Origin of the sequence: Pseudomonas sp. NPDC007930, from assembly GCF_042958985.1 — a bacterium.
Lineage (GTDB): Bacteria > Pseudomonadota > Gammaproteobacteria > Pseudomonadales > Pseudomonadaceae > Aquipseudomonas.
The window spans coordinates 1-10,632 of record NZ_JBIBKC010000036.1; the positions used below are offsets into that span (position 1 = coordinate 1).

Genomic DNA, 10,632 nt, shown 5'->3' on the forward strand with positions numbered 1-10,632 from the left:
CTGGGATCGAATTTTCTGTACTTCTTGGTCATGAAAAGCTCCTCGATAGGGTCATTTTCACCTATCGAGGTGTCCGGGGTTAGTAGACCACTACACTGTGCTAGGGCTAGAGGCCCCCCACACCTACCCCCCCTCAACCCACCGCGCCAACACACACCCACACACCAACCCCCAAAACGCCGAACCAATCCCAAAAAAACTCACATCGCTCAACGTCACCACAAACACCGCCAAGGTCGCCAGCGGCAGCGCCGAGCTGAACGCCGCGCTGAAGGCTTTTTCCACCACGCTCAACATCGCCAGCCCGGCGAGCACGGCGATGTATTCCACCGGCAGGCTGGTGAGCACGAAGCCGTAGGCGCTGGCGAACACGCCGATCAGCACGCTGATGGCGCCGGCGGCGAGGGCGGCGAGGTAGTGGCGGCCGGTTTGCCCGGCCGAGACGAGGATGGCATTGCACGGCCCGGCGAGCACCGAGGGGCAGCCGCCGAAGGGGGCGGCCACGGCGGTGAGCACGCCGCTGGCGACGGTGATCAGCTTGACCGAGGGCTGGTAGCCGGCGGTTTTCAGCACGGCGATGCCCTGGGCGTTCTGCACGAACAGCACGGTGACCAGCATCGGCACCACCAGTTCGGAGATCGCCTGCGGGTTGAACACCGGCCAGGTGAGTATCGGGGTGGCCAGGGCGCTGGGGGCGCTGCCCGGCGGCCAGGCGAAGCCGCCGGCCAGCACCACCAGGGCGCCGGCCAGCAGCGCGCCGATGATCGGCGGCAGCAGGGCGCGGCCGCGGCGTTGTTGCCAAAGCAGCGCGAAGTACACCGCCAGCATGCTGCCACCCACCCAGGGCGCGGCCACGGTGGCGTGGACGATGCCGATCAGGTACTTGAGAAACAGCCCGGCGATCATCGCCATCACCACCGGCATCGGCACCCAGCGGTCGAGCCAGCCGACCACGTTGGTCAGGCCCATCACCACCAGCACCAGCGCGCACACCAGGTACGCCCCGATCACCGCCGGGAAGCCGTGGTGGACGATCACCGGCGCCACCAACAGGGTGCCGGGGATGGTCCAGAGAAACACCAGCGGCTGGCGGGTGAGGGCGCTGAGCAGCAGGCTCGCCACGCCGTTGAGCGCCAGCACCGCGAACAGCCACGACGACACCTGGGCAAAGCCCAGCCCGGCGTCGCGCGCCGCGGTGATGATGATCGCCACCGGGCCGGTGGCCGAGAAGGTCATGCCGACCAGCGCCAGTGAGAGGTAGAGCGGCCAGCGGTCGTTGGCCGCCGGGTGTGCGGGGTCCATACACGGTCCTTACAAAGAGAGATACGCGCGGCGCACGCTTTCGTTTTCCGCCAACTCCGCCATGCTGCCTTCAAAGCGAATCTGCCCCTTCTCCAGCACATAGGCGCGGTCCGACACCCATTCGGCGAAGTGCAGGTTCTGCTCGGAGAGCAAGATACTCGCACCGCGCGCCTTGAGCTGCAGGATCATCTGCGCCATTTGCTCGACGATCACCGGCGCCACCCCTTCTGAAGGCTCATCGAGCAGAATCAGGAACGGGTTGCCCATCAGCGTGCGCGCCACCGTGAGCATCTGTTGTTCGCCGCCGCTCATCTGCCCGCCGGGGCGTTCGGGCATGGCGCCGAGGTTGGGGAACAGCGCGTAGAGGTCTGCCGGTTGCCAGTTCAGCGCCGGGCTGCCGTCGGGCCAGGCGCGCGCGGCCTGGCGGCCGGTTTCGAGGTTCTCCGCCACCGACAGGTGGGTGAACACCCGGCGGTCCTCGGGCACGAAGCCCAGGCCCATCCTGGCCAGTTGGTAGGGCGCCCGTTGCGACACGTCCTGGCCAAGAAAGCGCACCTGGCCACGGCGGCGCTCGAGCAGGCCCATCAGCGCCTTCAAGGTGGTCGACTTGCCGGCGCCGTTACGCCCCATCAAGGCGACCACCTCGCCGCGGTGCACGCGCAACCCCACATCGAAGAGAATCTGCGCGGCGCCGTACCAAGCGTTGAGGCCGCTCACCTCCAGCAGCGCGGGGCTCTGGGCGTTAGTCATGGCTGGGCTCCTGGCTGGGTTTTTCAAAGGTTTTACCGCTGCCGAAATACACTTCCTGCACCTGCGGGTGGTTGCGGATGCTTGCCGCGTCGCCCTCGGCGATCAGCCGCCCACGGGCGAGCACGATCATCCGGTCGGCGTGGGCGAACACCACGTCCATGCTGTGCTCGGTGAACAGCACCGCCATGCGCCGTTGCACCACCAGCCGCTTGGTCAGCGCCATCAGCTCGTTGCGCTCTTGCGGGGCCATGCCGGCGGTGGGTTCGTCCATCAGCAGCAGGCGCGGCGCGTTGGCCAGGCCCATGGCCAGCTCCACGCGTTTGACGTCGCCGTAGGCCAGCTCGCTGCACGGGCGCTCGGCGTGGGCGGCCATGCCCACCTGTTCGAGCAGCGCCAGCGCGGGCTCGCGGTACTGCGCGCGGGCCGGGCGCCACCAGCGGTACAGCCGCTTGTGGTGCGAGAGCAAGGCCATTTGCACGTTTTCCAGCACCGTCAGCGAGGCGAAGGTGGCGGCGATCTGGAAGGTCCGGCCTACGCCGAGGTGGCAGATTTCCCGCGGCTTGAGGCCGACCAGCTCGCGGCCGTCGAGGCTGATCGAGCCGGCCGAGGCGCGCAGTTGGCCGCCGACCATGTTGAAGGTGGTCGACTTGCCGGCGCCGTTGGGCCCGATCAGCGCCAGCAGCTCGCCCTCGTGCAGGTCGAAGTGGATGCCGTCGACGGCGCGAACACCGCCGAAGGCTTTGGCCAAGCCCCTTACTTGCAGCAGGCTCATGCGCGTTTCTCCTGTGGCAGTACCGCCGCTTTACGCCGGGGCAGGCGCGCCCAGGCGCCGCCCAGCCAATGAAAAAAACCGCCGAGGCCCTGTGGGAACACCAACACCAGCAGCAAGATCACCGCGCCGAACACCGCGCGCCAGTAGTCGGTGGCGCGCATGATCGAATCCTGCAGCACGCTGAACACACTGGCCCCCAGCAGCGGCCCGGCCAGGTGCTGGATACCGCCCAGCAGCACCATCACCAGGCCGTCGACCGACTTGCCCACGGCCATTGAGTCTGGCGAGATGCCGCCCTTGGAGAACACGAACAGCGCCCCGGCCAGCCCGGCGAAGGCCCCGGCCACCACGAACGCCGCCCACTGCACGCGCTTGACGTGCATGCCGATGGCATCCGCGCGCAGGGCGGAATCGCGCGCGGCGCGCAGGGCATAGCCGAACGGCGAGAAGAGTATCCGGCGCAGCAGCAACACCGCCGCGGCCACCAGCACCAGGGTGAGGTAGTAATAGGCGGTATCGCCCAGCCATTCGGCTGGCCACACGCCGATCAAACCGTTGGAGCCGCCGGTCACGCCTTCCCACTGGAACACCACCGACCACACGATCTGCGAGAAGGCCAGGGTCAGCATGGCCAGGTACACCCCGCTCAGGCGCACGCAGAACCAACCGAACAGCAGCGCGCCGGCGCCGGCCACCAGCGGCGCGCAGGCGAACGCCAGCGGCATGGGCAAGGTCAGCGCCTTGAGCAGAATGCCGGCGCCGTAGGCGCCCAGGCCGAAGTACGCGGCATGGCCGAACGAGTGCAGGCCGCCTGGGCCCATGATCAGGTGCAGGCTGGCGGCGAACAGCACGCTGACCAGCACGTCTTGCGCCAGCACGCTGGCATACGGCAGCCAGGGCTTGAGCACCGGCAGCAGCGCCAGGGCGATGAACACCCCCATGGCAATGCAGCGCAGCGGCGCGCCGGCCGGGCGCAGCGGGGCTTCGGCCGGGGCGCTGTTGCGGCTGCCGGCCTGCGGGCGGCCGAGCAGGCCCCAGGGGCGCACCACCAGCACCACGGCCATCACCAGAAACTCCACCACCAAGGTCAGCTTGCTCAGGGAAAACTCCAGGCCCAGCAGGTGCACGCTGCCGATGCCCACGCACAGGGCCTTGATCTCGGCAATCAACAAGGCCGCCAGGTAGGCGCCGGGCAGCGAGCCCATGCCGCCGACCACCACCACCACGAAGGCATCGCCGATGCTGCGCAAGTCCAGCGCCAGGCTGGCCGGCTCACGTGGCAGTTGCACCGCGCCGCCGAGCCCGGCGAGCATCGCGCCGAGGGCGAACACCGCGGTGAACAACCACGCCTGGTTCACCCCCAGGGCGCCGAGCATCTGCCGGTCTTCGGTGGCGGCGCGGACCATCACGCCCCAGCGGGTGCGGGTCAGCAGCAGCCACACCAGCCCCAGCACCAGCGGGCCGATCACGATCAAAAACAGGTTGTAGCTGGGGAACTGCCGGCCCAGCAGGCTGATCGAGCCGGCCAGCCCCGGCGCGCGGCGCCCGAGCAGTTCCTCGGGGCCCCACAGGTACAGGGTGGCGTCGTTGATCACCAGCACCAGGGCAAAGGTGGCGAGCAACTGGAACAGCTCCGGCGCTTTGTAGATGCGCCGCAGCAAGAGCATCTCGACCAGCGCGCCGAACACCCCGACGGCCAGCGGGGCCACCAGCAGGCCCAGCCAGAAGCCGCTGGGGCCGAGGTGGCGGAGCAGGTACTCGACGCTGGAATAGGCCACGTACAGCCCGAGCATGTAGAACGAGCCGTGGGCGAAGTTGACGATGCGGGTGACGCCGAAGATCAGCGACAACCCGGCGGCGACCAGAAACAACGACGAGGCTTCGGCCAGGCCGTTGAGCAGTTGGGCAAGCAGGGCGGAAAAGTCCATGGCGTCACTCTAGGGGTGAGGCGTGGGAGGGCGGCTGTGCCGCGCGATGGCGCCGCGAGGCGGCCATATGTGCCCGGGTTCAAGGGCCCTTCGCCCGGCACAGCCGGGGTGCCGGACCACGGCCTCCCACAGGTGGGTGTGTTTAACGTCCCGTTACTCGGCCGGGCGCAGCTTGCGCGCCTCTTCCTCCGAGGGCAGCAAGCCCTCACCCGGCTTGAAGGTGTAATCCACCATCACCCCGCTGCCGTCCTTGACCGCCAGCTTGCCCACGTACAAGCCCCAGGTGGCCTGGTGGTCGCTGGCGCGGAACTGCAGCGGGCCATCGGGGGTTTGCACCTTGAGCCCGGCGAAGGCGTTGACCAGTGCCTCGGAGTCGGTCTTGCCGCCGGCGGCCTGGATGCCCGCGGCGATCGACTGCACCGCGGCATAGCCGATGATCGAGCCGAAGCGCAGGTTCTCGTTGCCGTACTTGGCTTGGTAGGCCTTGAGGAAGGCCTGATGCGCCGGGGTGCTGATGCTGTACCAGGGGTAGCCGGTGACGGTCCAGTTCGGCGGGATTTCATCCTTGAGCGGTTCGAGGTATTCCGGCTGGCCGGTGATGATCGACAGCACCGGCAACTGCTCGCCGAAAAACTCGCGGGTGGTGCCTTCGCGCACGAACTTGGCCAGGTCGGCGCCGAACAGCGCGTTGAACACCGCATCCGGCTTGGCATCGACCAGCGCCTGCACCAGGCTGCCGGCGTCGACCTTGCCGAACGGCGGCGCCTGCTCGGCGACGAACTCCACGTCTGGCTGGCGCGCCTTGAGCAGGGTTTTGAATGCACTGGCCGCGGCGGTGCCGAACTCGTAGTTGGGGTACACCAGCGCCCAGCGCTTTTTGTGCAGTTTCACGGCTTCGTCTACCAGCGCCGCGGTGAGCATGTAGGTGGACGCATCGAGGCGGTAGGTGTAGCGGTTGCCGGCGCTCCAGACGATGTTGTCCGACAGCGCCTCGGTGACCAGCACAAAGCGTTTCTTCTGCTTGGCGTAGTCGGCCAGGGCGGTGCCGATGTTGGCGTAGAAGGCCCCGGCGAGCACGTCGACATGTTCGCGGTTGATCAGGTCTTCGACCTGGCGGATGGCGTCGCCGGGGTTGGCGTTGTCATCGCGGGTCACCAGTTCGAGCTTTTTGCCGGCCACGCCGCCCTGGGCGTTGATCTGCTCGATCGCCAGCTCCATGCCCTTCTTGTAGCCGTCGGTGAACACCGGTTGGGATTTGTAGCTGTTCACTTCGCCGATCTTGATCACCCCGTCGGCCCAGGCCAGGGGCGTGCCGAGCAGCGCCAGCAGCAGCGGCGCCAGTGTGAAACCTGCACGTAAAGCCATTGCGTTCTCCCTAGGTTCTTTGAACCGCAAACACAGCATCGATGAGGGGCGGCAGCCCAAACACGGCAGTTTCAGCAAGGCAAGGGGTGTGCCAGTGGGGCTGGCACGCTGTTATTGGAATTCAAGCCACCGCGCGCTGTGGCGCGCCGGCGTGTTCGGCATAGCGTTGTGGGCACAGGCGGGCGTCGTACTCGTACACCCAGTTGGCCTGGATGCCCACCGCGTTGGGGTTCAGCCACTGCCGCCAGCGGTAGGCCAGGTCGCGCTTGAACTGCGACCAGGGCGAAGGCAGGTGATAGGTGCGGCCGCGCTCGCGGGCTTCGAGTTGCACCCGGCGGGTGCGCGCCAGGCGCTCGCCCTCGTAGGCTGCCAGGGCGTCGGCCAGCGAGGCCTTGCCGTGGAAGGCCAGGGCCTGGGCGAGGGCATAGGCGTCTTCGATGGCCATTGCCGCGCCCTGGGACAAAAACGGCAGCATCGGGTGGGCGGCATCGCCGAGCAGGGTGGCGTGGCCCTTCGACCAGCTGCGCATCGGGTCGCGGTCGAACAGGCCCCATTTGTAGATGGCGTCTGGGTCGGCGCGGCGGAACAGCTCGATCAGGTTCGGGTGCCAGCCCTCGAAGCCGGCCAGCAGCTCGGCCTGGGTGCTCTTGGCGTTCCAGGATTCTTCCACCCACGCCGGGCTTTCGTTGACCGCGACGATGTTCACCGCCGCGCCGCCCTTTACGTAATAGGTGACCACATGGCCCTTGGGGCCCATCCAGAAGTTCGAATCCGGGCTCACGAACGGCAGCGGGTGGGTATCCACCGGCACCAGCGCGCGCCAGCACATGTGCCCGGTGTAGTTGGCGGCCTCCTCGCCCCACAGGGCTTCGCGGATCACCGAGCGCACGCCGTCGGCGCCGACGATCAGGTCCGCCTCGAACTGGCTGCCGTCGGCAAAGCGCGCCACCGCGCCATCGCTGTGCTGCTCCAGGCCGACGCAGGCCTTGCCCAATTGTGCCTGGGGCGCCTCGATGCCTTCGGCCAGGGCGGCGTGCAGGTCGGCGCGGTGCACGTGGTAGAAATCCGCGCCGTACAGCTGCCGGCAACTGGCCTTGAGCGGGGTGCGGAACAGCTCGCGGGCGGTTTTCCAGTTGCGCCCGACCATTGCCTGGGGCAAGAAGCCAATGCGCGCCAACTGCGCCTCCAGGCCCAGGGCGTGCAGCACCTTGACCGCGTTGGGGGTCATCTGCACGCCGGCGCCGACTTCGCCAAAGGCCGGCGCGCGTTCGAACACATGCGCCTCGATGCCCAACTGGTTGAGCGCGCGGGTGAGGGTCACGCCGCCGATGCCGGCGCCGATGATGCCGACTCGCAGGGTTCTGTTCATCAAGCTAACTCCCTTAACAGCGTGGTCAGAGGTCGAGCACCAGGTCGTCGCCCAGGCCCCGGGAACAACAAATCATCATGTGGCTGTTGGCCGCGCGCTGGGCCGGGCTGAGCACGCTGTCGCGGTGCTCCACGCAGCCGCCCAGCACCTTCACCTCACAGGCCCCGCACACGCCTTCTTCGCAGGAGTAGGCCACGTCTACCCCGGCGGCCTCGCAGGCCTGCAGCAGGGTTTGCTCGGGCGCCACCTCCAGGCTGATGCCCGATCGCGCCAGCCGCGCGCGAAAGCCTCCCCCGGGTTGCAGTGCCTCCAGGCTGGCGCTGAAGCGCTCGCGGTGCAGCCGTCCCGGCGGGCGCCCGGCGCTCAGTTGGTCGAAGGCATCGACCATCGCCTGGGGCCCGCAGCAATACAGCTGGGCCTCGGCCGGCAAGGTGGGCAGCAGCTCGGCCAGGCGCGGCACCGCGGCGCCCTCGCGGGTGGCGAACAGCCGCACATCGGCCTGGCCGGCCAGCTCCGCGGGGAACAACCAGTGCTCGGCGCGCGCCGCCCAGTAGTACAGCGCCACCGGCCGGCCCTGGGCCTTGAGCTGGCGGTACATCGCCAGCAGCGGGGTGATGCCGATGCCACCGGCCAGCAGCACGCTGGGCGCGGCCCCCGGCTGCAGGGCGAAGTGGTTGCGCGGGGCAGACACTTCGTAGTGCTCGCCCACCACCGACTCATAGTGCAGCCGCCGCGAGCCGCCCTTGCCGCCTTCGGCCAGTTGCACGGCGATCTGGTACTCGCTGGGCGACGGCTGCGGCCACAGCAACGAGTACTGGCGCAGCAGGCCTTCGCCGAGGGCCACGTCGATGTGCGCGCCCGGTTCGAAGGCCGGCAGCGCGCTGCCGTCGGGCGCGGCGAAGCGGTACAGGTTGACCCCCGCCGCGGCGTACTCCACCGCCTGCAGGCGCAGCCTGAGGCGGCCGGCGTCAGATAACCCCATAGGTAATGCCCTTGTTGCGCAGCCAGGTGCGGTAGCGCTGGCCCATCAGGTCGGTGCGGTGGTGCAGCTCGTAGCGCAGTTCCACCGGGATGCGCTCGGGGCGCTGGGTTTCGACGATGTCCTTGTCTTGGCCGAACACCACGTCGGCGCGCTCGCGCACCGCCTCGGCGCTGGGGCGCGGGTCAACGTCTAGCGAGGCCAGCACCCGCACGATGCTGCGGGTGGCGTCCAGCGCCTGCACGGTGAAGAAGGTGGTGAAGGTGTCGCTGTGCTCGGTGACCGGCTGGCCCTCGGCGTTGGCCGCCTGGGTGCGCTTGGAGAAGTAGCCCACCAGCGGGCGGAAGGTGTGGTAGGTGTAAAAAGCCACCAGCGGCGTGCCGCGGGCATCGCCCCAGGGCTGGAACACCCGCACCTCGGAGGATTTCAGCCCGCTGGCGGTTTCTTCGACGGTATAGGGCTCGAGCCGGTCAGGGTTGTCCATCACCCCATTGAGGCCGGCGTGCACGAACGGGAAGTGGGTGGCGTCGATGAAGTTCTCCACCGCGCGGAAGCCGTTGGCCTCGTACACATACGGGCCGCTGTGGACCTTCATGAAGCGCTCGCTTTCCCATTCCGGGAACACCGGGATGTCGGCCGCCGGGGTGCCCAGGCACACCCACACAAAGCCGTAGCGCTCCACTGCCGCGCAGGGGAAGGCGCGGGCTTTTTTCATCGGGGTTTCGTCGGGCGCGGCGGGCATCAGGGTGCAAGCGCCTTCGCCGTTGTAGCGCCAGCCGTGGTAGGGGCACACCACCTTGTCGTCTTTGATCCAGCCCTTCGACAAGCGCGCCCCGCGGTGGATGCAGAGGTCTTCCCAAACGTGCACCTGGCCGTCGCTGCTGCGCCAGGCGACCAGCTCGCGCTCGAGCAGGCGCACGGGGTAGAGGGTGCCTTCAACGAAGTCGGTGGCGTAGCCGACCACGTGCCAGTCGTTGAGCAGTACCGGGTCTTGGCAGGCGTCGCCCGCGGTGATCGGCTGGTGGGATGACACGGCGATCAGGTTCATCTCGGTGCCTCGCTGGATCAATTAATTAATCGACTCGTTAATTAATCCGATAGCAGAAGCCGTGCCAGTTTTATCGCGTGTACGCTAAATGCCGATTTTGCTGGGTGGGGCGTGGCCGCGGCCGCTTCGCCCGCCCAGGGTTTGTGTGCTGCTTTGGTGCATCAGGCGTTCGCAGGCACCGACATGCCGCCTACGACGAACGCCGTGACCTGGTCGATCAGCGACTGCCAGTCGTCGGCATCGTACTGACCTTCGGGTACACGCTCTTCCATGCGGTGGCTGTCGGAGAACGCATACAGGTAGGTGCCGACCATCAGGGTGATGCGCCAATGGGCGTCGAGCGCCGACAGGCCCGGCAGCGCCGCTTGCAGGGCCTCCACGTACAACTGGGTGGATTGGCCGTAGGCCTTGTCGCGCAGCGCGTAGGAAATATGCGGCGGCTCGGTGTGCAAGCGCGCCTGCAGGCGCAAAAAGTGCCGGCCCTGCTCGCTGGTGCGCAGCACCACCGTGGGCAGCAGGAACGCCCGCACGATCTCGCCCACGCTGGGCGTGCCCTCGGCGCGCAGCGCCTCGAGGTTGGCCACGCGCTCTTCCGACACCGCCGCGCCGCGGCGCAGGAACACCTCTTCGAACAGGCCGTACTTGGAGCCGAAGTAGTAGTTGATCAGCGCCTGGGTCACATGGGCTTGGTCCGACACCTCGCGCAGGGTAGTGCCGGCGTACCCGGCGTTGGCGAACAGGCACTCGGCGGCGTCGAGGATCGCCTCGCGCACCCCGCTGGCGCCCTCCGGCCGGCCGGGGCCCTTGCGCTTGGGTTTGCTCTTGGCGGGGGAGGCGGGCAGGGTGCCGCGGCGGCCACTGACGGTGTGCATGCAAAGGCTCTTCGTGAGGCAGGGAAGGCCGTACCTTAAATTAATTGGCCGGTGGTTTAAATATGCGCAAGTATAACCGCCTCCCGGGCCAAGGCCGGTGGGGCTGTGCCGGGCGATGGGCTAGTCAGGTCATGCGCTCGGTAAAACCACCAGGCGAAATCAGGGCTTTTCACCCTCAATTAAGCGCTCTGTTCACTTAAGCGCTGTCACGGCTTTATGGAAGGGATCAATCTGTGAGCTCTGCGGG

9 protein-coding genes are annotated in these 10,632 nt (G+C 67.8%); all 9 read right to left on the minus strand.

Going from position 1 to position 10,632, the window contains the following annotated elements; genetic code table 11:
• Nucleotides 1–123: 123 nt before the first annotated feature.
• Complete coding sequence (locus tag ACFZCE_RS27075) at nucleotides 124–1,302, minus strand: benzoate/H(+) symporter BenE family transporter (RefSeq protein ID WP_390943634.1); 1,179 nt, start codon at nucleotides 1,300–1,302, stop codon at nucleotides 124–126.
• A 9-nt stretch (nucleotides 1,303–1,311) separates the two neighbouring features.
• Complete coding sequence (locus ACFZCE_RS27080) at nucleotides 1,312–2,052, minus strand: ATP-binding cassette domain-containing protein (protein WP_390943635.1); 741 nt, start codon at nucleotides 2,050–2,052, stop codon at nucleotides 1,312–1,314.
• Nucleotides 2,045–2,824, minus strand: a complete 780-nt coding sequence (locus ACFZCE_RS27085) for an ATP-binding cassette domain-containing protein (RefSeq protein ID WP_390943636.1) — start codon at nucleotides 2,822–2,824, stop codon at nucleotides 2,045–2,047. The genes ACFZCE_RS27080 and ACFZCE_RS27085 overlap by 8 nt, the downstream gene beginning before the upstream one ends.
• Entirely contained in the window at nucleotides 2,821–4,752 is a 1,932-nt protein-coding gene (locus tag ACFZCE_RS27090) for an ABC transporter permease (protein WP_390943637.1), read from the minus strand. Before ACFZCE_RS27090 ends, ACFZCE_RS27085 begins: the two co-directional genes overlap by 4 nt.
• 153 nt (nucleotides 4,753–4,905) lie before the next feature.
• Complete coding sequence (locus tag ACFZCE_RS27095) at nucleotides 4,906–6,117, minus strand: ABC transporter substrate-binding protein (RefSeq protein WP_390943638.1); 1,212 nt, start codon at nucleotides 6,115–6,117, stop codon at nucleotides 4,906–4,908.
• A gap of 121 nt (nucleotides 6,118–6,238) precedes the next feature.
• Nucleotides 6,239–7,486 (minus strand): FAD-dependent monooxygenase, encoded by a 1,248-nt coding sequence (locus ACFZCE_RS27100; protein WP_390943639.1) that lies wholly within the window; start codon nucleotides 7,484–7,486, stop codon nucleotides 6,239–6,241.
• A 25-nt stretch (nucleotides 7,487–7,511) separates the two neighbouring features.
• Nucleotides 7,512–8,468, minus strand: a complete 957-nt coding sequence (locus ACFZCE_RS27105; RefSeq protein ID WP_390943640.1) for a 2Fe-2S iron-sulfur cluster-binding protein — start codon at nucleotides 8,466–8,468, stop codon at nucleotides 7,512–7,514.
• On the minus strand, nucleotides 8,455–9,513 hold the full coding sequence (locus ACFZCE_RS27110) for a Rieske 2Fe-2S domain-containing protein (RefSeq protein WP_390943641.1): 1,059 nt from the start codon (nucleotides 9,511–9,513) through the stop codon (nucleotides 8,455–8,457). Before ACFZCE_RS27110 ends, ACFZCE_RS27105 begins: the two co-directional genes overlap by 14 nt.
• A 161-nt stretch (nucleotides 9,514–9,674) precedes the next feature.
• Nucleotides 9,675–10,385, minus strand: coding sequence for a TetR family transcriptional regulator (locus tag ACFZCE_RS27115; RefSeq protein ID WP_390943642.1), 711 nt, complete (start codon nucleotides 10,383–10,385; stop codon nucleotides 9,675–9,677).
• Between the last annotated feature and the right edge of the window lie 247 nt (nucleotides 10,386–10,632).

What these genes read in the sequence shown, in the direction of transcription:
- ACFZCE_RS27105 (WP_390943640.1), bottom strand. Translation starts at nt 8,468, where the DNA reads ATGGGGTTATCTGACGCCGGCCGCCTCAGGCTGCGCCTGCAGGCGGTG.
- ACFZCE_RS27090 (WP_390943637.1), bottom strand. Translation starts at nt 4,752, where the DNA reads ATGGACTTTTCCGCCCTGCTTGCCCAACTGCTCAACGGCCTGGCCGAA.
- ACFZCE_RS27115 (WP_390943642.1), bottom strand. Translation starts at nt 10,385, where the DNA reads ATGCACACCGTCAGTGGCCGCCGCGGCACCCTGCCCGCCTCCCCCGCC.
- ACFZCE_RS27110 (WP_390943641.1), bottom strand. Translation starts at nt 9,513, where the DNA reads ATGAACCTGATCGCCGTGTCATCCCACCAGCCGATCACCGCGGGCGAC.
- ACFZCE_RS27095 (WP_390943638.1), bottom strand. Translation starts at nt 6,117, where the DNA reads ATGGCTTTACGTGCAGGTTTCACACTGGCGCCGCTGCTGCTGGCGCTG.
- ACFZCE_RS27080 (WP_390943635.1), bottom strand. Translation starts at nt 2,052, where the DNA reads ATGACTAACGCCCAGAGCCCCGCGCTGCTGGAGGTGAGCGGCCTCAAC.
- ACFZCE_RS27100 (WP_390943639.1), bottom strand. Translation starts at nt 7,486, where the DNA reads ATGAACAGAACCCTGCGAGTCGGCATCATCGGCGCCGGCATCGGCGGC.
- ACFZCE_RS27075 (WP_390943634.1), bottom strand. Translation starts at nt 1,302, where the DNA reads ATGGACCCCGCACACCCGGCGGCCAACGACCGCTGGCCGCTCTACCTC.
- ACFZCE_RS27085 (WP_390943636.1), bottom strand. Translation starts at nt 2,824, where the DNA reads ATGAGCCTGCTGCAAGTAAGGGGCTTGGCCAAAGCCTTCGGCGGTGTT.